The 20,553-nt window shown below is 68.5% G+C and carries 25 protein-coding genes and 3 tRNA genes; 12 read left to right on the top strand and 16 right to left on the bottom strand.

The window, feature by feature from the left end; translation table 11 throughout:
• Positions 1–38: 38 nt before the first annotated feature.
• From ACZ5LB_RS13290 to ACZ5LB_RS13300, 3 genes are read right to left on the bottom strand one after another with little or no spacing between them, the layout of a single operon-like run.
• On the bottom strand, positions 39–1,025 hold the full coding sequence (locus tag ACZ5LB_RS13290; protein ID WP_464602708.1) for a GGDEF domain-containing protein: 987 nt from the start codon (positions 1,023–1,025) through the stop codon (positions 39–41).
• Positions 1,025–1,813, bottom strand: coding sequence for a hypothetical protein (locus tag ACZ5LB_RS13295; protein ID WP_464602709.1), 789 nt, complete (start codon positions 1,811–1,813; stop codon positions 1,025–1,027). Before ACZ5LB_RS13295 ends, ACZ5LB_RS13290 begins: the two co-directional genes overlap by 1 nt.
• Before the next feature lie 2 nt (positions 1,814–1,815).
• The gene (locus tag ACZ5LB_RS13300) at positions 1,816–2,361 is read right to left on the bottom strand and encodes a hypothetical protein (protein WP_464602710.1); all 546 of its coding nucleotides are present in this window, start codon (positions 2,359–2,361) and stop codon (positions 1,816–1,818) included.
• 111 nt (positions 2,362–2,472) lie between these two features.
• On the opposite strand from ACZ5LB_RS13300, the gene ACZ5LB_RS13305 reads away from it, so the two are divergent.
• Positions 2,473–2,547, top strand: a tRNA-Gln gene (locus tag ACZ5LB_RS13305).
• 51 nt (positions 2,548–2,598) lie between these two features.
• Here the strand turns inward: ACZ5LB_RS13305 and ACZ5LB_RS13310 are convergent.
• The 4 genes from ACZ5LB_RS13310 to ACZ5LB_RS13325 are packed head-to-tail and all read right to left on the bottom strand — an operon-like array spanning position 2,599 to position 5,003.
• The gene (locus tag ACZ5LB_RS13310; protein WP_464602711.1) at positions 2,599–3,141 is read right to left on the bottom strand and encodes a metal-dependent hydrolase; all 543 of its coding nucleotides are present in this window, start codon (positions 3,139–3,141) and stop codon (positions 2,599–2,601) included.
• Positions 3,142–3,175: 34 nt separating this feature from the next.
• Complete coding sequence (locus ACZ5LB_RS13315) at positions 3,176–4,300, bottom strand: hypothetical protein (RefSeq protein WP_464602712.1); 1,125 nt, start codon at positions 4,298–4,300, stop codon at positions 3,176–3,178.
• A 17-nt stretch (positions 4,301–4,317) separates the two neighbouring features.
• Positions 4,318–4,641 (bottom strand): MGMT family protein, encoded by a 324-nt coding sequence (locus ACZ5LB_RS13320; protein ID WP_464602713.1) that lies wholly within the window; start codon positions 4,639–4,641, stop codon positions 4,318–4,320.
• Positions 4,638–5,003 (bottom strand): DUF2203 family protein, encoded by a 366-nt coding sequence (locus ACZ5LB_RS13325; protein WP_464602714.1) that lies wholly within the window; start codon positions 5,001–5,003, stop codon positions 4,638–4,640. The genes ACZ5LB_RS13320 and ACZ5LB_RS13325 overlap by 4 nt, the downstream gene beginning before the upstream one ends.
• A 32-nt stretch (positions 5,004–5,035) precedes the next feature.
• Here ACZ5LB_RS13325 and ACZ5LB_RS13330 point away from each other — a divergent pair, with 32 nt between their 5' ends.
• Positions 5,036–5,623, top strand: coding sequence for a hypothetical protein (locus tag ACZ5LB_RS13330; protein WP_464602715.1), 588 nt, complete (start codon positions 5,036–5,038; stop codon positions 5,621–5,623).
• Positions 5,620–6,732, top strand: coding sequence for a lipid-A-disaccharide synthase (lpxB, locus tag ACZ5LB_RS13335; protein ID WP_464602716.1), 1,113 nt, complete (start codon positions 5,620–5,622; stop codon positions 6,730–6,732). Before ACZ5LB_RS13330 ends, lpxB begins: the two co-directional genes overlap by 4 nt.
• On the opposite strand, the gene ACZ5LB_RS13340 is transcribed toward lpxB, so the two are convergent.
• Both ACZ5LB_RS13340 and ACZ5LB_RS13345 read right to left on the bottom strand, forming a co-directional pair.
• Positions 6,729–7,304: a hypothetical protein gene (locus ACZ5LB_RS13340; RefSeq protein ID WP_464602717.1), complete on the bottom strand. Its 576-nt coding sequence runs from the start codon at positions 7,302–7,304 to the stop codon at positions 6,729–6,731. The two genes, lpxB and ACZ5LB_RS13340, sit on opposite strands and share 4 nt — an antisense overlap.
• Before the next feature lie 32 nt (positions 7,305–7,336).
• Positions 7,337–7,855, bottom strand: coding sequence for a KdsC family phosphatase (locus ACZ5LB_RS13345; protein WP_464602718.1), 519 nt, complete (start codon positions 7,853–7,855; stop codon positions 7,337–7,339).
• A 156-nt stretch (positions 7,856–8,011) separates the two neighbouring features.
• Here ACZ5LB_RS13345 and ACZ5LB_RS13350 point away from each other — a divergent pair, with 156 nt between their 5' ends.
• Positions 8,012–8,275 carry a rhodanese-like domain-containing protein gene (locus ACZ5LB_RS13350; protein WP_464602719.1) on the top strand — a complete coding sequence of 88 codons (264 nt, stop codon included), beginning with the start codon at positions 8,012–8,014 and terminating at the stop codon, positions 8,273–8,275.
• Between the two features lie 54 nt (positions 8,276–8,329).
• Here ACZ5LB_RS13350 and ACZ5LB_RS13355 read toward each other — a convergent pair whose 3' ends face one another.
• The gene (locus ACZ5LB_RS13355) at positions 8,330–9,715 is read right to left on the bottom strand and encodes an MFS transporter (protein WP_464602720.1); all 1,386 of its coding nucleotides are present in this window, start codon (positions 9,713–9,715) and stop codon (positions 8,330–8,332) included.
• Between the two features lie 123 nt (positions 9,716–9,838).
• On the opposite strand from ACZ5LB_RS13355, the gene ACZ5LB_RS13360 reads away from it, so the two are divergent.
• Entirely contained in the window at positions 9,839–10,618 is a 780-nt protein-coding gene (locus ACZ5LB_RS13360; RefSeq protein WP_464602721.1) for an SDR family oxidoreductase, read from the top strand.
• Here the strand turns inward: ACZ5LB_RS13360 and ACZ5LB_RS13365 are convergent, their stop codons facing one another.
• From ACZ5LB_RS13365 to ACZ5LB_RS13385, 5 genes are all read right to left on the bottom strand, one after another.
• The gene (locus ACZ5LB_RS13365; protein ID WP_464602722.1) at positions 10,619–10,915 is read right to left on the bottom strand and encodes a BrnA antitoxin family protein; all 297 of its coding nucleotides are present in this window, start codon (positions 10,913–10,915) and stop codon (positions 10,619–10,621) included.
• Complete coding sequence (locus tag ACZ5LB_RS13370) at positions 10,869–11,147, bottom strand: BrnT family toxin (RefSeq protein ID WP_464602723.1); 279 nt, start codon at positions 11,145–11,147, stop codon at positions 10,869–10,871. Before ACZ5LB_RS13370 ends, ACZ5LB_RS13365 begins: the two co-directional genes overlap by 47 nt.
• A 60-nt stretch (positions 11,148–11,207) precedes the next feature.
• Entirely contained in the window at positions 11,208–12,887 is a 1,680-nt protein-coding gene (gene der / locus ACZ5LB_RS13375; RefSeq protein ID WP_464602724.1) for a ribosome biogenesis GTPase Der, read from the bottom strand.
• A 52-nt stretch (positions 12,888–12,939) separates the two neighbouring features.
• Positions 12,940–13,016 (bottom strand) — tRNA-Asp (locus tag ACZ5LB_RS13380).
• A gap of 21 nt (positions 13,017–13,037) precedes the next feature.
• Positions 13,038–13,113 (bottom strand) — tRNA-Val (locus ACZ5LB_RS13385).
• Between the two features lie 213 nt (positions 13,114–13,326).
• On the opposite strand from ACZ5LB_RS13385, the gene ACZ5LB_RS13390 reads away from it, so the two are divergent.
• From ACZ5LB_RS13390 to atpC, 7 genes are read left to right on the top strand one after another with little or no spacing between them, the layout of a single operon-like run.
• Positions 13,327–13,800, top strand: coding sequence for an ATP synthase F0 subunit B (locus ACZ5LB_RS13390; protein WP_464602725.1), 474 nt, complete (start codon positions 13,327–13,329; stop codon positions 13,798–13,800).
• On the top strand, positions 13,800–14,525 hold the full coding sequence (gene atpF, locus ACZ5LB_RS13395; RefSeq protein ID WP_464602726.1) for a F0F1 ATP synthase subunit B: 726 nt from the start codon (positions 13,800–13,802) through the stop codon (positions 14,523–14,525). The genes ACZ5LB_RS13390 and atpF overlap by 1 nt, the downstream gene beginning before the upstream one ends.
• Positions 14,522–15,064, top strand: coding sequence for an ATP synthase F1 subunit delta (gene atpH, locus ACZ5LB_RS13400; RefSeq protein ID WP_464602727.1), 543 nt, complete (start codon positions 14,522–14,524; stop codon positions 15,062–15,064). The genes atpF and atpH overlap by 4 nt, the downstream gene beginning before the upstream one ends.
• A gap of 27 nt (positions 15,065–15,091) precedes the next feature.
• Positions 15,092–16,660 (top strand): F0F1 ATP synthase subunit alpha, encoded by a 1,569-nt coding sequence (gene atpA, locus ACZ5LB_RS13405; protein ID WP_464602728.1) that lies wholly within the window; start codon positions 15,092–15,094, stop codon positions 16,658–16,660.
• A 3-nt stretch (positions 16,661–16,663) separates the two neighbouring features.
• Entirely contained in the window at positions 16,664–17,533 is an 870-nt protein-coding gene (gene atpG / locus ACZ5LB_RS13410; protein WP_464602729.1) for an ATP synthase F1 subunit gamma, read from the top strand.
• Positions 17,534–17,570: 37 nt separating this feature from the next.
• Positions 17,571–19,001, top strand: coding sequence for a F0F1 ATP synthase subunit beta (gene atpD / locus ACZ5LB_RS13415; protein WP_464602730.1), 1,431 nt, complete (start codon positions 17,571–17,573; stop codon positions 18,999–19,001).
• 7 nt (positions 19,002–19,008) lie between these two features.
• Positions 19,009–19,425, top strand: a complete 417-nt coding sequence (gene atpC, locus ACZ5LB_RS13420; protein WP_464602731.1) for an ATP synthase F1 subunit epsilon — start codon at positions 19,009–19,011, stop codon at positions 19,423–19,425.
• A gap of 46 nt (positions 19,426–19,471) precedes the next feature.
• Here the strand turns inward: atpC and ACZ5LB_RS13425 are convergent, their stop codons facing one another.
• Positions 19,472–20,521 (bottom strand): Fic family protein, encoded by a 1,050-nt coding sequence (locus tag ACZ5LB_RS13425; RefSeq protein WP_464602732.1) that lies wholly within the window; start codon positions 20,519–20,521, stop codon positions 19,472–19,474.
• Positions 20,522–20,553: the final 32 nt, after the last annotated feature.

The raw sequence follows: 20,553 nt of genomic DNA on the forward strand, positions 1-20,553 counted from the left end.
GAAGTCCTATGCCATTTAAGGTGCCGCGGCGCGCCTTGTCAACGAGCAGGTTGGTCGCACACCACTTTGTTCCGCCCGCCGCGCTTGGCCAGGTAGAGGGCTCCGTCGGCCCGGCCCATGAGGGCGCCGCCGTCCCGGTCCTCCTCGCGGCGCTCGGCCACGCCCAGGCTGCAGGTCACCGACAGGGGCCCCGACGGCAGGTCGAAGGGAACCTCCCCGGTGGCGGCCAGGAGCCGGTTCGCGAGCAGCAGCGCGCCTTCCATGTCCGTCTCGGGAAGCACCAGGAGGAACTCCTCGCCCCCGATGCGCCCGGCCACGTCGGTGGTGCGCAGGCCGTTCACCACCCGCGCCCCGAAGTCCCGCAGCACCTGGTCCCCGGCCAAGTGGCCCAGGGTGTCGTTGATGCGCTTGAAGAAATCAAGATCGCACATGATGATCGACAGGGGACGGTGGTGGCGCTTGGAGAGGTCGAAGCGGCGCTGCAGCTCCTCCAGCGCCGTGCGCCGGTTGCCCAGGCCCGTGAGGGGGTCCTTCGTGCTCTGGTCCAGGAGCACCGCGTGGAAGGCCCGCTCCATGGCGTCCATGGCCACGAGCTTGAGCACGTGGCTCCCCATGGCGATGCGGTCCCCGGGGGAGAGGTCGTGGGTGCGCGTCACGGCTCGGCCGTTGAGGAAGGTCCCGTTGGTGCTGGCGTTGTCCTCCAGCTGCACCCGGTCCCCGGCGGGGCCGTGCCAGAGCGTGATGGTGGCGTGGGTGCGGCTCACCTCCTCATCCAGGAGCGCGATGTCCACGCTGGGGCTGCGGCCGATGATGTTCGCCCCGGGCACCAGGGGGAAGACCCGTCCCAGGTGGGCGCCGGCGTACACCACCACGACGTACTCGCAGGGCACGGGGCCGGTCTCCCCGGGGAAGCGCTTGCGCAGGGCCGTCTCGAAATCCGGCCAGCCGGTGATGGGCACCGTGGGGTCGGGCGCGTCCACCTCGGCAGTCCAGTCCTTTTCAGGTTCCTTGCCGGGCTTGGACATCACACATCCTCCACGAAGCAGCACACGATCGATTCGTCATCCTTCCTCCGGGCCAGCACGAAGGGGGCCCTCGGGGCGCCCACGCTCTCGGGGCCGAGCGTGACCAGGAGCCGCCCGGTGGCGGCCTGGTGGTTGATCTGTCGGGTTCCCCGGGTGGGGATCCGATAGAGGCCCAGCACCTCCAGATTACGGATGTTTTCGCCGGTCTCCCGCACCAATTTTAGGGTATACCGCATCCAGATGGCCTTGGGGAGCTTCTGGACATCCTCCCCCACGAAGGCCAGCGGCAGGGCCAGGGCGAGCTCCAGGGCCCGGAAGGACCGCGGGGCGCCCAGGGCGCAGGGCGCCGCCAGGCACCGGGCGCCCGGCAGGGGATCCAGCCCGGGGCGGCTCCGGGTGCGGAACCCCTCCGGGGCCCCCTCGCGCACCCGGGGCCGCCGGGGCAGGGGCGGCACCTGGATGCGGGCGGCCATCCCCCCTTCGAAGAGCGGCAGGACGCACACCTGCGCCCCCGCGGCCCAGGTGCCCCAGCCCGCCTCGCCGCGGACCTCGGCCGTCCACCGGAACCCCACCGCCGTGGGCGGAATCGGCGTAAGCGCGGGCACCGCGCCGGTGACCGCCCGGAGCCGGAAGTCAGGGACCTCCGCCCGGGTCGCCAGGGGTTCGGTCCCCCGGGCCGCGGGGGCCGGCACCCGGAGATCCACGTCCCGGGAAGGCGGGTCCGTGAAGGCCCTCCGGATGGTTTCGGCCATGTCGGACATCACGTCCCGGAACCGGCCGCCCGCCATGCCTATTCCGGCTTGACGAGGGTCTGGAGCGCCGCGGCCACCCGTTCCAGGGGCTCCACGGGATCCATCTGGTAGGCGGCCTCCAGGAGCTTGCCCAGGGCCAGTTCCTGGGCCGGCAGGTCCACGGACTGCGCGAAGATCACCCGCAGGGGCGCCGCCCCTTCGGCCACCTGGAGGAGTACCTCCCGGGGCGAGGCCCGGAAGCTCTCCCCCACCCGGGCCAGGGGGGCATCCTGGGTCTTCTGCACCGCCAGCGCCGGGCACTTCGCCTCCCCGTTCCATCCCCCCGCCAGTTCGGCCGCTGGCAGGATGAACAGGTCGGGCGCGGACTTGAGTTCCTTCAGGAGGGTCTTCTGGATCACCTCCTCCTTGAGGTGCGGTTCCAGGGCCTTGCCGTAGAGCACCGCCTGGAGCTTCGTGGGGGTGATGGGCTCGGTGTAGCGGAAGTCCAGCGGGATCCCGGAGGCGTCGGTGAGCAGCAGCCCCCCCAGGTAGCTGGCGCCCTCCTTCATTGCCACGAAATAGGCCAGTTTCAGGGTGTCTGCCATGGGTCCGTCCGCGGAAGGGGTTGGCTAAGAGGATACCGCGGGTGGGCGGCCGGACATTTCACCCAAAGGTCTTGTTTTCGTCCAGAAATTCGATATCCTGGTAGTGCCGTTTGGGGAGTGGTCTAACGGTAGGACAACAGATTCTGATTCTGTCAGGTGAGGGTTCAAATCCTTCCTCCCCAACCAACCGAAGGCCCTGGAGTTACGCTCCGGGGCCTTCCCCGTTTTGCCCAAAGGTCAGGCTTCCGACGAGCCCAGCCCGGCCCGCCGGAAATAACGGAACCCCAGGATCACCAGGGCCGCCGGAACGCCGATCCAGAGGGCCTCGGTGCCCAGCGAGAAGAGCAGCCAGTTCGTCAGGTGGTCCGAAAGGGGGATCGGCGAAACGAACATGGGCTGCCAGGACGCGACGAAGTGGACATCGGAGAAGGGCGCCAGGAAGGCCACGCCGGTGCCCCCGAAGGTGCAGGCATCCAGCAACCCATGGGAGAAGGTTGCCGTGCCCAGGAACAGCCAGGGTCCCGGCCGCCGCAGGCGGGGCCGGTAGGCAAGGCACACGGCCAGCGCGGTGATGAGGGCGGCGGCGAGCAGGGAATGGAGGAGGCCCCGGTGCGCCAGGCCGAACCGGTCGTGGACGTCCAGGAATCCCGTGAACCAGTCCAGGTCGGGGGCGGCGGCGCAGGCCACGGCCAGGAGCGCGGTGCGCCGGGACGGCCGGCCCTGGTGGTAGGCCGAAGCAACCGCGTAGCCCGCCAGGGCATGTCCGAAAATGGAGGGCATCCAGGGGGCTCCCGATCGTCCAGGATACCGGACGCTATTCGGCCACGGCAAACACGACGTTGTCGTTCCGGAACCTGCCCGCATTCACCAGTTCCACGGTCACCGTCCGGCGGTCGGGGCTGTAATCCACCCGGTAGTGCACGTCCCGAAGGTAGGAACCGGGCACGACGTCCACCGAACCGATGCGCTCCAGGCCCATGTCCCGGGCCTGGATCTGGATCGCCGTGGCCCGCCGGAGATCGAGGTGCTGGTCGAAAAGGTCACTTTGCCAGTTCGGTCCGGCTCGGCTTCGCCCCAGGAAGGGGAGGCTGACCACCCCCGCGCGCTCCAGCTTGTGCCGTTCGCCCACCAGGTAGTGGAGGGAATTGAGGGAGGCCACGTGGGCGGTCTCCTCCCCCTGGAGGGCGGCGCGGTCCTCCAGGAAGGCCTCCCGCTCGATGCGCAGCTCCGACACCTCCAGCTCCAGGGACCGTTTCTGGGCCAACAGCGCCCCGAGGGCCAGGTCGAGCCGTCCGCTGTGGGCCCGGGCCTCGGCGATCTCCCCCAGCACGGCCATGCGGTTGAATTCCGCGGGCGAATAGGGCGCGCCGCCCTGGGCGACCCAGGTGGCGTACACGCCGTCCTCGAGGAAATGGTAGACCTCGAACCCGGGGGCGAGGCGGTCCAGGATGTTCGCCCGCCGGATCAGGTCCCGGGCGCGATCGTCCGCGACCCCTCGGCTGCGCAGGAACCGCATGGCCAGGCCGTAATGGGTCTGGTGGATCCTGACCACGTCGGGGGCGGGAAGATCCGATTTCATCCGCACCAGGCGCTCGCCCAGGTCCCGGATCTCCTTGTCCTTGGCCAGGGCCTCCAGGATCAGCGCCCTGCGGGAAACGTCCCGCTCGGCGTTCACCCGGGCCTGCAGGTAGCGGATCTGTTCCGCCGTGAAGGGGATGGCGTAGGGGCCCGGCCGGCGCGGCTGGAACCGGGCGATGAGCGGAAGCCGGCCCAGCTGCGCCTTCCAGGCCTGCCGCAACTCCTGGGCGGCCTCGTCGGCCTGGGCGGCCTTGACGGTCAGTTCGCGGATCTTCGGGTCCTCCCTGCGGCAGGAGACCCCGGGTACCAGGGCGGACACCACCAGGACCACCCCCGCCCGACCCGATCCAATCTTGCGCAATCCCGCCTCCCCCTGGTTCAACGGCCGGGTTCGGCGCCGTCCCACCCGAAGGCGGACAGGTCCAGGTTGCCGGCGTCGTCCACCTCGATCCCTTCGGCCCGGAGCCGCTCGATCTGCAGCATGGCCCCCCACCAGCGGCCCCGGCTGGGCACGTAGCCCTTGGCGTTCACGATGCGGTGCCAGGGCAGGTCCGTGCCTTCGGGAAGGCCCTTGAGGACCATTCCCACCTGGCGCGGCCGGCGCGGGAAGCCCACCATCCACGCGATCTGCCGGTACGTCGCCACCCGCCCCCGGGGAACGAGGGCCACCGCGGCGCACACGGCTTCACGGAAGGCCGTCACCCGCGCCGGGTCTCCGGCTTCAGGGCCACGGGAACGCGGGAGGAGAAGCCCCCTTCGTAGCTGTGCCAGTGGTCCAGGTCCTCCTCCGGGAAGGCCCAGCACCAGTAGCCGTCGCCCGAATCGAAGTCCACCAGCCAGGGGCCCTTCACGTCAGGACCCAGGTCGCGGACGGCTTCGGCCCAGCTTTCCATGAGGGCCTCCAGGCGGGTCTGGAGCGACTCCACCCGGGCGTCGTCCTGCCGGTCCTCGGCGGCCTGGAGCTCCTCGGCCAGGCTCGAGGCCAGCTCGAACACCGGACGCGTGATGACCTGCACCTGCGGCAGCGCCAGCCGGGCTTCCTCGAGAGTGAAAACTCGGGCCATGGGTGCCTCCAGTGTTCCATGATAGTCACCTGATGCGATTTGTTCCCCTCGTCCCTTCCGAAATCGATCCCGGCGCCCATAAGCCCTTCCAGGCCATCGAACTGGCGTGGAACGGCCCCCTTCATCCGGGGTGGTCCGGCCTGCCCGTGCACGCCATCCACCTCCCTCCGGCCCCCTGGGACGAGGCGCTGGGGGTGACGGCCCTGGCCGCCCTCCGGGCCCGGCTCGAACCCGACTTCCTGGTGCTGGCCGCCGAGGACCCGGAATCCCGCATGGACCTCTCCCGCTTCCTGGGGGTGCTGGAGGGCCTCCTGGAGGTCACCCACGGGACCGGCGTGAAGCTGGCCCTGCGCCCCGCCCCCGGCGCCGCGCCGGCCCTGGTCAGGCGCCTGCGGGAGGTGCGGGGGGAGGCGGTGGGCTTCTGCTGGGACCGGACCGTGGGCGCGGACCTGGAATGCATCTCGGACCGCCTCTTCTGCGCCGTGGCGGAACCCGGCGACGACCTCGGCGGCCTCCGGGACCTGGGCTACCGGTGGAACGTGGCCGTGCCCATGGGCGTGGGCCTCGAAGACCTGGTCCGGGCCTGGCCCGAGACCCTGTTCCGGGGAGGCGCGCAGTGAAGCCCCTGCTCGTCATCGCGGGCGAGGCCTCCGGCGACCTCCACGGCGCGGAGATCCTCCGGGAACTGCGCGCCACGCACCCGGACCTGCGGGTCATCGGCGTGGGCGGCGGGCTCATGACCCCCTTCCTCGACCGCAAGCTGGCCGACGTGAAGGATCTGGGCGTGGTGGGCTTCGTGGAGGTGATCCGCCACCTGCCCCAGCTGCGCCGCCTCTTCGGCCATATCCTGGACGTGGCCCGGCAAGAGGGGGTGGGCACGGTCCTCTTCATCGACTACCCCGGCCTCAACCTCCGCCTGGCCAAGGCGTTCCGCAAGGCCATGCCCGGCGTGCGCCTGCACTGGTACGTGTGCCCCCAGGTGTGGGCCTGGAAGGCGGGCCGCATTCCCGAGCTGGGACGCACCCTGGACACCCTCTACTGCCTGTTCGATTTCGAGCCGGCCCTCTTCCGGGGCCATCCCGTGGAGGCCCTGTGGGTGGGCAACCCCCTCGTGGAGGCCGTGGCGCCCGAGGTGGACCGGGAGACCTTCTTCCGCCGGACCGGGCTGGACCCGTCCCGGCCCCTGGTGGCCCTGCTCCCGGGCAGCCGCCGGGGGGAGCTGGACCGCCTCCTGCCGCCCCTGGTGGCCACCGCCGCCTCCTGGGACGGCCCGGACGTCCAGTGGGTGCTTGCCGTGGCGCCCACCCTGGACGCCGCTTCCCTGCGCCTGGGGGACGTCCCCATCCGGGTGGTGGAGGACCTGGGCTACGCCGCCCGGGCCTACGCCGACGCCGCGCTGGTGTGCTCGGGCACCGCCACCCTCGAGACCGCCCTGCTGGGCACGCCGTTCGCGATCATCTACAAACTGAGCCCCCTGACCTACCTCGCGGCCCGGTACTTCGTGCGGATCCCCCACTTCGGCCTGGCCAACGTGGTGGCCGGCCGCGAGGTGGCGCCCGAACTCCTCCAGGACGAGGTGAACGCCGTCCGCCTCAGGCAGGTGCTCAAGGACCTCCTGGAACCCTCCCGGGCCGCGGCCATGCGCGAGGACCTCGCGGGCATCCGCGCGCGCCTGGGCGAGCCCGGCGCCGCGCGCCGGGTGGCGGACCACCTGGCCGGGTACCTCTAGAAGCGGTAGGTGGCCGCGGCCATGATGGCCACGGCCGTGACATCGGGATCCATCTTGCCCATGAGCGCCTTGACCTCCACGTCCAGGGACCGGGTCATGCGGTACCCGAAGCCGAAGGTGCCCGCGGCGTGCGCGGCCTTCTGGTCCACCTTGCCCAGCACCGGGTCCGTCTTCGACCAGGACCACGCGTAGATGCCCACGCCGGCCACCACGTAGGGGCCCGTGACGCTGGTGGGGCGCAGCATGCGCACCGCCTCGGCGTCCAGGTGGCCCACGGAGACCTTGCCCGCCGACCCGGGCACCTTGGTGAGGTTGCCCCAGAACCAGAAGTCCATGCCCAGGGCCACGCGGTACCGCCAGCCCGGGTAGTACTCGGCCAGGTCGTTCTCCATGACCAGGCTCACGCCCACCCCCGGCGCGTTACCTCCGCCCACGGCGTCGGCCAGGCCCGATTCCGGGAAGCTGCCCCGCAGCTGGAGGCCCAGGGTGGAGGGCTCGGCCTCCTGGGCCCAGAGCCCGGAGGCCAGGAGGAAAGCCGGGGCGCAAGCCAGTGTCCTGCGAAGGAAGTGCATGGCGGATCCTATGGAGGTGGCTCCAGTGTACTTCAGTACGAGGCCACCACCTCGTCCCAGTGGCCCTGGGCCTTCAGGATGGCCTCGGCCACCGCCCGCACCACGCCCGCGCCGCCGTCCACGGGCACCACCAGGTGGCACGCGGCGCGCACCTCCGCCACGGCATCCCGGGGGCAGCAGGCCAGTCCCACCCGCGTGAGCAGGGGCAGGTCGGCCAGGTCATCGCCCACGTGCGCCACCTCCTCCGGCGCCAGGCCGTACTTCGCGCAGAGCTGGTCCAGCACCGGCCTCTTGGCGAGGTGGCCGACGAAGCAGTCCTCCACCTTCAGGTCCCAGGCGCGGTGGACCGTGGCCGGCGAATCCAGCCCCGAGATGAAGGCCACCGGGATCCGGAACCGCTGGAGCCACTTGATCCCCGCCCCGTCGCGGACGTTGAAGATCTTCGTGTGCCGGGGATCCGTGCCGTACACAAGCCCCCCGGACGTGAGCACGCCATCCACGTCGGTGCACACGAGGCGGATGGCCTTCGCCCTTTCCTCGATGCTGGTCATGGGATCGCCTCCGGGAACGGAACAAGGATATCTTCTAAAGCATCATAGGAAAGGATCCCATGCATCTGGGCAAGGCAATGCTGGTTCTGGCCGTGTCCTGGGGCATCCTTTTCGTCGTCAAGCAGATCCTGCTCCTTTTCCGTGGAGGTCAACGCCGTGGGTGATTTCGACCAGCTCAAAGCCGCAGGTGCCCAACTGGTGGACGTGCGCACCCCGGCCGAATTCGGCCAGGGCAACGTCCCGGGAAGCGTCAACATCCCCCTGGACCAGCTCCAACTGCGCCTGGCCGAGATCGACCCGGTCCGGCCTGTGATCGTCTTCTGCGCCAGCGGCGGCCGGTCCGGCATCGCCAAGCAGTTCCTGGAGCGGGAGGGATGCCGGGAGGTCCACAACGGCGGAGCCTGGACGAACCTCCTCTAGACGCGGGGGGACGGAGTGTGAGCGCAGCGAACGCTCCGTCCCCCCTCGTTCAGGTCATTTCACCCGGCAGGGCAGCTCAAGGCCGAAGCCCTTGGCCTTGTCCTCGCGCTTCAGGAGCAGGCCGAACACCACGGCCAGCACGCCCAGGCAGGTGAAGATCGTCATGGGCAGGGCGTAGTTGTAGGCCGGGCTGCTGACGCCGTCCACCACCCGCGTGCCGACGATGCAGTAGCGGTCCAGCACGTAGCCGATGAGGTAGGGGACGCCCCAAAGGGCCACCAGGTTCTGGGTCCAGAAGATCAGGGCGTAGGCCGTCCCCAGCTGGCGGTGGGGGATGAACTTGGGCACGGAGGGCCACATGGCCGAAGGCACCAGGGCGAAGGCGAAGCCCAGGAAGATCGTGGCGGCCAGGGCCACCAGCCAGCTGTCGAGAAGCGGCACCGTGAACACGAAGTGCACGGCCACCAGGAGCACCGAGCCCATGACCATCAGGGTGGCGCCCTTGCCCTTGCGGTCGTAGTAGCTGCCGAAGAGGAAGGTCAGGGGCATGGCGGCGTAGGGGAGGATGCTGGGGATGGACCCGGCCAGGCTCTCCTTCACGTGGAACTTCTGCACCATGAGGTCCGGGGCGTACTTCAAGAAGGGGAAGACGCCCGAATAGAACAGCGCGCAGAGGATGGTGATGTACCAGAACCCGCGGATGCGCAGGATCGCGCCGATGTCCGAAAGGCGGAAGGCGTCCTCCTCGGCCACGCCCTGGGCGTCGACGCCTTCGGTCCGGTCCAGCTTCAGGTCCATGGCGCAGTAGAAGAAGTAGGCCACGAGGCCCACGGCCAGGAGCACCACGCCCACGAGGATGGGCGCCCCCACGGACCGGAAGTGGACCGCGATGGGCCCGCCCAGCCCGATGGCCAGGCCCGTTCCGATTCGGGCGGTGCCCACCTGGAGGCCCATGGCCAGGGCGATCTCATAGCCCTTGAACCAGCGGGCGATGACCTTGGTGGCCGTGACGCCCACGATCTCGATGCCCACCCCGAAGGTGGCGAAGCCCAGGGAGGCCGCCATGACCTGGCCCTTGACGTTGATCAGCGGCACCATCGTGCCGTCCAGGGCGTGGGTGCTCACCGCCCACCACTTCACGCCGCAGCCGATCACCATGAGCGCGCTGGCGAGGATGCCCGTGAACCGGGCGCCCATCTTGTCCAGGATGACGCCGCCGAAGATGAGCATGAAGAGGAACACGTTGAACCAGGCGTAGGCGCCCGTCACGAACCCGTACTCGGCGCTGGTCCATTTGAGCTGCTGCTCGATGAGAGGCTTGAGCGGGGAGAGCACGTCGGCCACGTAGTACCCGCAGAGCATCGTGAAGGACACGATGAGCAGGGATGCCCACCGGGCCAGGACCGAATCGCGCAGGGATCTTCTGATGGCTTCCGTCATGGCGTCTTCCCGGGAAAAGTTGTTTAATACAAGGCTACCGGACCGGCGCGGGGTTGTCTTCCTTCCATGTGGCACCTTCCGGCCCTGCCCCATTCGTGACAGCCTTGCTCAGGAGGTGCCCGCATGGAACTCGGAATCAAGGGCCGCGTGGCGATGGTGGCGGCCGCCAGCAAGGGCCTGGGGAAGGCCGCCGCGGCCGCCCTGGCGAAGGAAGGATGCCGCGTCTCCATCTGCGGCCGGGATCCGGAAGCCCTGGAGGCCGCCCGGGCGGAGCTGGGCGGGTCCGTCCTGGCCGTGCGCTGCGATGTCACGAACCCGGCGGACCTCGAGGACTGGTTCAAGGCCACCCTCGCCGCGTTCGGCCAGGTGGACATCCTGGTCACCAACACCGGCGGCCCCCCCGCGGCCACCTTCCTGGACCTCACCGAGGCCCAGTGGGAAAGCGGCGTCCAGAGCACCCTCCTGAACGCCGTGCGCATGTCCCGCCTCGTCCTGCCCGGCATGCGTGAGCGGAAATGGGGCCGCATCGTCCACATCACGTCCCTGGTGGCCAAGCAGCCCACGCCCCTGCTCACCATCAGCAGCACCCTGCGCGCGGGCCTTTCGGCCCTGACCAAGACCATGGCCACCGAGTTCGGCCCCGACAACATCCTCGTGAACGCGCTCCTGCCCGGCCACGTCATGACCGACCGGCAGGTGCACCTGGCCGAGGTACGCGCGCAGAAGGACGGCACCACCGTGGAGGACTACTTCGAGAAGGCCAACGCCAGCATCCCCGTGCGCCGCCTGGGGCGGCCGGAGGAGATCGGCGACGTCATCGCCTTCCTTTGCAGCGAGCGATCAAGCTACCTGACGGGGAGCTCCATCCAGGTGGACGGGGGGATCATCCAGGGAACGCTCTGATCAACCCGCCGGATGGAGGCGGACCCATTCCCGCAACGCCTCGTCAATACGGGTTTGCCACCCGGGCCCGGTGGAGCGGAAATGTTCCAGAACCTCATGCGAGATCCTGATATTGATCCTGTCCTTGGTGGGCGCCTTCTGGGGGCCGCGTACTGCCATGTTCTTCAGCAGTCTGGGGGGGAGTACCTCATGGATCGGCCGGAAGGCGGCCAAGTCCTCGGCCGTGAGCTCTCGGACCTCACCATCCTTGTCAGTCAACGGCCTTCTGGTGCTCATGGTCTCTAACCTCTCGGGCATTCGCCTTCCTGAAACTTATCACCCGGATTCCCAAGGGGGTTTCGGTGAAGCAGACGACATGGAGCCTTCCGCGCAAGGGGGCCAAGGCGACGAACCGCCTTTCACCGTAGGGTTTCCTGTCGTCCTCCCGGACCCTTGCTTCATCCCAATCAAGGCCTGCGGCCTCTTCGAACGACAATCCGCGGAGTTCGACATTCCGCGCATTTTTCGCGGGGTCGAAGGTGATCTCCATTCCCTGATTGTGGGCACAAAAAGGGAGCCGTCAAGGCTCCCCTCGTCCTGACGCCCCAGCCTATTTCTTCTTGCTGACCTGCCGCTTGGCTGATTGTCCGGCCCGGGTGGCCGAAAGCCCCTTCGCGCCCCTGGAGGCCCGGCCCTTGGCGGGCGCGGCCTTGGGGGCCCGGGCCGGGCGGGAGGCCGCTGGTTTGGCCGGAGCCTTGGGCGTGCGGGGAGCGCGCGGCGCGTCCGCCTCGCCCTCGGTCCGGGGCCGGTTGAAGCTGCGGGACCGGGCGCCGGGGCCCTGGGAGGAATGGGATTTGGCCTCGGCGCTCCGGCTGGGCTTCAGGCCCTCGCCGGGGTCCAGGATCCGCCGGACCTTCGCGGTGCCTTCGTCCTGGCCCTCGCCCACGCCGCGCTTGCGGAAGGCGAGGCGGATGGGGGTGCCCGTGAACCCGAAGGATTCCCGCAGGCGGTTCTCCAGGTAGCGCTGGTAGCTGAAGTGGAGCTCCCGGTCGGTGTTGGTCTTGATGACGAAGCTGGGGGGGCGGGTGCCCACCTGGGTCATGAAGTAGAGCTTGGGCTTGAGGCCCTCCACCGCGGCCGGGGGGAAGTTCGACACCGCATCCCGGAGGAAGGTGTTGAGCTTGCTGGTGGGGATGCGCCGGGCGTGGGCGTCGGCCACCTCGTGGATCAGGGCGAAGATCTTCGAGACCCGCTGGCCGGTGAGGGCCGACACGAAGATCATGGGCGAGTGCTGGAGGAAGCCCAGGTCCTGGCGGATCCGGTCCTCCATGGCCAGGGACGTGAAGGTGTCCTTCTCCACCAGGTCCCACTTGTTCACCACGATGATCACGGCGGCGCCGGCGTCGTGGGCGTAGCCGGCGATGACCGCGTCCTGGTGGGTGACGCCCTCCACCGCGTCCACCAGCAGCAGGGAGACGTCGGCGCGGGCCATGGCCTGCTTGGCCTTGAGGATCGAGAGCTTCTCGGCGCCCTCGGTGGTCTTGCCCTTGCGGCGGATGCCGGCGGTGTCGATGAGGCGGTAGATGCGGTCCTCCACCTGGAACACCGTGTCCACCGTGTCCCGGGTGGTGCCGGCCACGGCGCTCACGAGGCTCCGCTCGTAGCCAAGGAACTTATTGACGAGCGAGGACTTGCCAACGTTCGGCCGCCCCACGACCGCAAAGCGAAGCTCGTCGCCGGGGTCGTGGACCTCGGCCTCCTCCGGGGTGCGGTGGAAGGGGAGATGGGCCTTGATGCGCTCCAGCAGCTCGGGCACGCCGTCCCCGTGGGCGGAGGAGAGGATGTGCACCTCGTCGAACCCCAGCTCGTAGAAGGCGCTGTCCGGGGACCCGCCCCGCACGCCGTCGATCTTGTTGATGACGAGGATCGAGGGCTTGCCCTGGACGCGGATGCGGGTGGCGATCTCGGCGTCGTCGGGGTTCCAGCCGTCGTGGGCGTCCACCATGAGGATGAGGACGTGGGCCTCCTGCATGGCCGCCTCGGCGATGCGGGTGATGCCCTGGGTGATGACGTCGCCCCCGTCGAAATCCAGGCCGCCGGTGTCCACCAGCTCGAACACCTCCGTGGGGTCCCCCACCTCGTCCAGGCAGGTCACCCGTCCGTAGCTGCGGTCCCGGGTCATGCCCGGAAGGTCGTGCACCAGGGCCGCCCGGCTCCGGGTCAGCCGATTGAAAAGAGTAGACTTGCCCACGTTGGGACGACCACACAGGGCGACGATGGGGAGTTTCATGGGGTGGCTCCCTAAAAAAACGCGCCCTCTTTGCGAGGGCGCATCCTTTTACTGGCGGGGCTGACGGGGCTCGAACCCGCGACCTACGGCGTGACAGGCCGTCACTCTAACCGACTGAGCTACAACCCCCGGTTTTCAAAGCACCATTGCTGGTGGGCGATGACGGACTCGAACCGCCGACATGCTGCGTGTAAGGCAGCTGCTCTACCGACTGAGCTAATCGCCCGTATCGCCGAACCAAGATACTCTCATGGCCCTCCCGCAGCGTCAAGGCTAAATCCCCGGCTTGAGGTATCGCGGGGAAGTTGAGAGAATGTCTGGCTCCCTTATCAAAGGACCTGCCTGCCCGCGCCCCGGGTGGTCCTAGCCGAGGGGAAACGTAGGTCGATTGGAGGAATCCGTGCTACCTGATGTTCTGATGTCGATTGGCGGGGCGGGGATGCTTCATGCCGGCGAACCCCAGGGATTCATGGATGCGCTGCCCGATCCCATGAAGATCGATCCCGGGACGCTCATCTTCGTGATGGTCCTGGTGACGGCCCTCTTCGTCTTCCTCAAGTACGTCTTCTTCAAGCCCATCATCCAGGTCATGGACGACCGGGAAGCCGCCATCCAGTCGGGCGCGAGCCGCCGGGCCGAGGCCGCCACCCTGGTGGAGCAGCGCCAGGCGGACTACGCCGCCCGTCTCAAGGAGCTGCGCGCCAAGGCCTTCGAGCACCGCAAGAGCCTTTCCGCCGCCGCCTCCGCCGAGAAGGAGGCCCTGCTGGAAAAGGCCCGCGCCGAATCGGCGGGCCACCGGGAGCGCGCACTGGCCGAGCTGAAAGCCGGGCAGGAGGCGGCCAAGGCCGACCTCATGACCCAGGTGGACGCCCTTTCCGAATCCATGGTTTCCCATCTTCTCCGGCAGGCGTGATGAAAATCCTCCGAACGTTCGTCTACCTGGCCCTTCTCGCCGGCCTCGCCCTGGGAACCCCCGCCCTGCGGTCCCAGGAACCCGCCGGCCACGCGCAGGCCCAGCCCGAAGGGCATGAGGCAAAGCCCGAAGGGCATGAAGCAAAGCCCGAAGGGCATGAAGCGAAGCCCGAAGGACATGAGGCCAAAACCGAAGGCCACGGCGGCGGACACCATGTCCCCTTCATCTTCATGGGCAAGGAACTGGGCCCCCTGGGCCAGTTCGGGATCAAGGCCTTCAATTTCGCCCTCTTCGCCGGCCTCCTCTACGTCCTCCTGAAGGGCACTCTCGCGAGCGCCTTCAAGGCCCGCGCCAAGGAACTGGAGGACAAGCTCAGCCAGGCCGAGCGCGAGCGCGCCGAGGCCGACGCCCAGATCGCCGAGCTGGAGGGCCGCATGGCCGGGCTCCAGACGGAACTGGCCGGCATCATGGCCAAGGCCGAGACCGAGGCCGAGGCCGAGAAGGAGCGCATCATCCAGTCCGCCCAGGCCGAGGCCGCCCAGATCCGGGCCCAGACCGCCGCCGACATCGACCACCAGAAGCGCGCCGCGGAAGCCGAGCTGCGCACCCTGGTGGCCACCCTGGCCGTGGAGGGCGCCAGCCGCCGGCTCCAGAACCAGGTGACCGGGGACGTGGCCGCCCGCGTCATCGACCAGTCCATCCAGCAGGTCGGAGGAGCCCAGTGAGCAACCGCCTCGTCGCCCGCCGTTACGCCAAGGCCCTCGCCGACCTGGCCCAGAAGGAAGGCAAGCTCGCCGCCTACCAGGAGGAGCTCGCCGAGATCTCGGCCCTGGTGAAGGCCAGCCCCGATCTCACGCGCCTGGCCTTCTACCCCCTCCTCGCCCCCTCCCGCAAGGCCGCGGCCTTCGACGCCATCCTCCAACGGGGCGGCATGAGCGAAACGGTGCGGCGGTTCTTCCAGGTGGTGGCCAAGGCCGCGCGCCTCTCCCTCGTCTTCGAAATCGCGGAGGCCTACTCGGAACTCGTCGACCAGGCCTCCGGCGTGGTGGAAGCCCGCGTGCGCAGCTCCCAGCCCCTCTCCGGGGCCCAGACTTCGGCCCTCACGGCCACCCTGGCCCAGCGCACCGGCAAGACCATCCGGTTCCGCTGGCAGCCGGATCCCGCCATCCTCGGCGGCGTGAAGGTCCAGGTGGGCTCCACCGTCTACGACGCCTCCCTCCAGGGCCAGCTGCGGCTCCTGAAGGCCAAGCTCCTTTCTGCCTAACCCCCATCCCGGATTCCGGAGGAACGCATGGACATTCGCGCGGAAGAGATTTCCCGCATCATCCGCAGCCAGATCGAAGGATTCGACGCCCAGGTGGACGTCTCCGAGATCGGGACGGTCATCAGTGTGGGTGACGGCATCGCCCGGGCCCACGGCCTCGAGAAGGTCATGGCCGGCGAATTGCTGGAACTTCCCCACGACGTGAAGGGCCTGGCCTTCAACCTGGAGGAGGACAACGTCGGCATCATCCTGCTGGGCGAGACCGCCGCCATCAAGGAAGGCGACACCGTCAAGCGCACCGGCAAGATCATGAGCGTCCCCGTGGGCCCGGCCTTCGTGGGCCGCGTCATCGACGCCCTGGGCAACCCCATCGACGGCAAGGGCCCCATCGCCGCCGCCGGCCGCAACCCCATCGAGCGCATCGCGCCGGGCATCGTGGACCGCGAGAGCGTGAGCCAGCCCATGCAGACCGGCCTCAAGGCCATCGACGCCCTCATCCCCATCGGCCGCGGCCAGCGCGAGCTGATCATCGGGGACCGCCAGACCGGCAAGACCGCCGTGGCGCTGGACGCCATCATCAACCAGAAGGACACCGGGGTCATCTGCATCTACGTGGCCATCGGCCTCAAGCGCTCCACGGTCGCCCAGGTGGTCAAGACCCTGGAAGACTTCGACGCCATGAAGCACACCATCGTGGTGGCCGCCACGGCCTCCGAGCCCGCGCCCCTGCTGTATCTCGCGCCCATGACCGGCGCCGCCATGGGCGAGTACTTCATGTGGCACGGCGTGGACGGCAAGGAGGCCTCGGCCGACAACCCCGGCCAGCACGTGCTCGCCATCTACGACGACCTCTCCAAGCAGGCCGTGGCCTACCGCGAGATTTCGCTGCTGGTGCGGCGTCCTCCCGGCCGTGAAGCCTACCCCGGCGACGTGTTCTACCTCCACTCCCGCCTGCTGGAACGCGCCTCCAAGCTCAGCAAGGCCCGCGGCGGCGGATCGCTCACGGCCCTGCCCATCATCGAGACGCAGGCCGGCGACGTGTCCGCCTACATCCCCACCAACGTCATCTCCATCACCGACGGCCAGATCTTCCTGGAATCCGACCTGTTCAACTCGGGCGTCCGGCCCGCGCTGAACGTGGGCATCTCCGTGAGCCGCGTGGGCGGCGCCGCCCAGGTGAAGGCCATGAAGCAGGTGGCCGGCTCCATCAAGCTCGAGCTCGCCCAGTACCGCGAACTGGCGGCCTTCTCCCAGTTCGGATCCGACCTGGACAAGGGCACCCTGGCCCAGCTCAACCGCGGCCAGCGCCTGGTGGAGATCCTCAAGCAGCCCCAGTACGTGCCCATGCCCGTCGAGAAGCAGGTGGTCACCATCTGGGCCGCCACCGCCGGCTTCCTGGATGACCTGCCGGTCAACCAGTGCCGCACGTTCGAGACCGGCCTCCACGGGTACCTCGACATCAACGCTCCCGAGCTGCTCCGGACCATCCGGGACACCAAGGTCCTTTCCGACGAGACCAAGGCCGCCCTCAAGGTCCAGGTGACGAGCTTCAAGGAGACCTTCCTGGCTTCGCTCAACCAGCCCGCGGGAGCATAACCCATGGCCGGCCTACAGGACATTCGCCGCCGCATCCGGTCGGTGAAGAACACCCAGCAGGTCACCAAGGCCATGAAGATGATTTCCGCCGTCAAGCTGCGGAAATCCCAGGAAAGCCTTCTGGCCCTGCGCCCCTACGCCGCCAAGATGCTCGACGTGGTGCGCAACGTGGTGACCCGTTCGGAAGAGCTGGGCGCCTCCATCGACAGCCCCATCGCCCAGGCCTTCCTGGCCCCCCGCGAGGAGAAGAACATCCGCCTGGTGGTCATCGCCAGCGACAAGGGCCTGTGCGGCGGCTTCAACGCCAACGTGCTGAAGCAGGCCACGGCCTTCGCGGACGCCACCGCCTCGAACATCGTCCACCTGGACGCGGTGGGCAAGCGCGCCGCGGACTGGGCCCGCAAGCGGGGCATGGCCTGCGCCGCCGACCACACCGGCGTGTCCCTGGCCGGGCTTCCAGCCCTCGCCCAGGCCATCGCGGAGGAAGCCGCCCGGCAGTACGAGGCCGGCGAGATCGACGCGCTGTACGTCATCCACAACTACTTCGCCTCGGCCCTCGCCCAGGTGCCCACGACGCTCCGCGTCTTCCCCATGGAGATCGGCACCCACGCCGGGGAATCCGTACCCCCCCTGCTGGAGCCCAGCCCCGTACGGGTGCTGGACGCCCTCCTGCCCCGCTTCATCGAGACCACGTTCCTGCACGCCCTGCTGGAGAGTTCCGCCAGCGAGCACGGCGCGCGCATGGCAGCCATGGACAAGGCCAGCACCAACGCCGAGGACATGATCGCCCGCCTCACCCTCAACATGAACAAGCTGAGGCAGGCTTCCATCACCAACCAGATCATCGAGATCGTGTCCGGCGCCAACGCCTGATCATCCCCCCCTAGCCCTGAGGTCCGACATGAGTCAAATGAAGCAAGGCCGCGTCATCGCCATCATCGGCCCCGCCGTGGACGTGGAGTTCGAGGAGAACCACCTCCCCGAGATCCTCAACGCCATCCTCACCGACGTCACCGACGCCAGCGGCGTCACCAGCACGGTGACCCTCGAAGTCCAGCAGCACCTGGGCGAGAACCGCGTGCGCTGCGTGGCCATGGAGCCCACCGAGGGCATGGTCCGCGGCCAGAAGGTGGTCGACACCGGCAGCGCCATCCAGGTGCCCGTGGGTCCCGAGACCCTGGGCCGCATCATCAACGTCGTGGGCAAGCCCGTGGACGAGCGCGGCCCCCTGGGCAACAAGGGCACCCTGCCCATGCACCGCGAAGCCCCCAAGCTCGACGAACTGAACACCACCGCCGAGATGTTCGAGACCGGCATCAAGGTCATCGACCTCCTGGAACCCTACGCCAAGGGCGGCAAGACCGGCCTGTTCGGCGGCGCCGGCGTGGGCAAGACCGTGCTGATCATGGAGCTCATCAACAACCTGGCCAAGGGCCACGGCGGCCTGTCGGTGTTCGCCGGCGTGGGCGAGCGCACCCGCGAGGGCAACGACCTCTGGGTCGAGATGATGGACTCCGGCGTCATCAACAAGGAGAACATCGCCGAAAGCAAGGTGGCCCTCATCTACGGCCAGATGACCGAACCTCCCGGCGCCCGCGCCCGGGTGGCCCTCACCGGCCTCACCGTCGCCGAGCACTTCCGCGACGCCGAGGGCAAGGACGTGCTGCTGTTCATCGACAACATCTTCCGGTTCACCCAGGCCGGCGCCGAGGTTTCCGCCCTCCTGGGCCGCATGCCGTCGGCCGTGGGCTACCAGCCCACCCTGGCCACCGAGATGGGCGAACTGCAGGAGCGCATCACCTCCACCAAGAAGGGCTCCATCACCTCCGTGCAGGCCGTTTACGTGCCCGCCGACGACTACACCGATCCCGCGCCCGCCACCACCTTCGCGCACCTGGACGCCACCACCAACCTGAGCCGCGAGCTGTCGGCCCTGGGCATCTACCCCGCCGTGGATCCCCTGGCCTCCACCAGCCGCCTCATGGATCCCCGCGTTCTGGGCGAGCGCCACTACGGCACCGCCATGCGCGTGAAGGCCATCCTGCAGAAGTACAAGGAGCTCCAGGACATCATCGCCATCCTGGGCATGGACGAGCTCTCCGACGACGACAAGCTCGCCGTGGCCCGCGCCCGCAAGCTCCAGCGCTTCCTCAGCCAGCCCTTCCACGTGGCCGAGACCTTCTCCGGCATGCCTGGCAAGTACGTGAAGCTGGAGGAGACCATCCGCGGCTTCGAGGAGATCTGCGACGGCAAGTGGGACCACCTCCCCGAGCAGGCCTTCTACATGGTCGGCACCATCGAAGAGGCCGCGGCGAAGGCGGAAAAGCTGGCCCAGGCCTGAGGCTGCCATGACCGACTCCATCCTCCTCGAAGTGCTGACTCCCGAGCGCCGGGTCTTTTCCGCCCACGTCTCGGAAGTGCAGTTCCCCACCGCCGACCTGGGCTACTATGGCGTGCTTCCCGGCCACACCCCCCTGGTGACCGCCCTGGGCTCCGGCCTCGTCTACTACACCGAGAACGACCAGAAGCACTGGCTCACGGTCTTCGGCGGCTTCGCGGAGGTGGGCCCCGAGCACGTGACCATCCTGGCCCGCATCAGCGAGACCGTGGACATGATCGACGCCGACCGCGCCGAGGCCGCCCGGGTCCGCGCCCTGAAGATGATCAAGGACGCCGACACCGAGGACGAGCTGGACGTGGCCCAGGCCAAGCTCTCCGCCAGCCTGGTGCGCCTGCAGGCCGCGGGAAGGCCCATCGCGCACTGAACCTGCGAAAGGGAACAAAGGGCCGGGGTTCGCCCCGGCCCTTTGTTCATGCCAGGTCGTACCAAACGCCCCGCCCTTCCCCGTGCTGGTTCAGCAATCCCCATATCACCAAGGTCCGAAGCTGCGCCTTGAGCGTATTCCGGTTGGCGCCCGTGACCCGGACTGCCTCCCTCATGGTGATCCGACCCTGCTCGCGGACGAATTCGACGATGAGGAGGGAGTGCCTGGGCAACGCCGCCAGCACGCCCTTCTCCCGTTCGATCTTGCGGCCAAGGACGCGGGTCTGCTCGTACAGGGACTGCAGGAAGAATCCCACCCAGGGCTGCCAGTCCGGAGCCTGGGTGCGGATGGTTCCCTGGGTCCTTCGCAGCGCAAGATAATACGCCTCCTTGTTCCGCTCGATGATGCTCTCCAGGGAACTGTACGGAACGTAGGCGTAGCCCGCCTTGAGGAGGAGCAGTGTCGTCAGGGCACGGCTGAGGCGCCCGTTGCCGTCCTGGAACGGATGGATCTCCAGGAAGACCACCACCCATATGCCGATGACGAGCAGGGGGTGGATGCGGCGAAGCTCCAACTCATCCCGGACCCACCCGATCAGCTCCGCCATCAACCGGGGGGTGTCGTACGGCGCGGCGGTTTCGAAGACCACCCCCACCTGGTTCCCTTCCGCATCAAAGGCCGCCACGGAGTTGGAGGTGATCTTGTAGTCGCCGCGGTGCCAAGCGTCCTTCTCGCTGTGGACCAGGAGGTCCCGGTGGAGTTGGCGGACATGATTCTCGGTGAAGGCGATGTCCTGCCAGGATGTGAATATCAGTTCCATCACCCCTGCGTAGCCGGCGACTTCCTGCTCGTCCCGGCTCGCGAATTCCCGGATCTCCAGGGCGCCCAGAAGGCGTTCCACGTCCCGGTCGGTGAGCCGGCTTCCCTCGATGCGGGTGGAGGATCCGATGCTTTCCACGGTGGCCACCCGGCGCAGGGTCGCCAGCCGGTCCGGGGCCAGAACGCCCAGCGAGCGCCAGATACCCTTGAATTCCTCGATATCCGAGATGAGTTTCAGGAATTCCTGGGTGATCTGGAGGGATTCGGTGCGGAACATGCACCCAAAACTACACCCAATTTCACCCAATT

It is taken from the genome of Mesoterricola sp. MK458 (genome assembly GCF_055384935.1).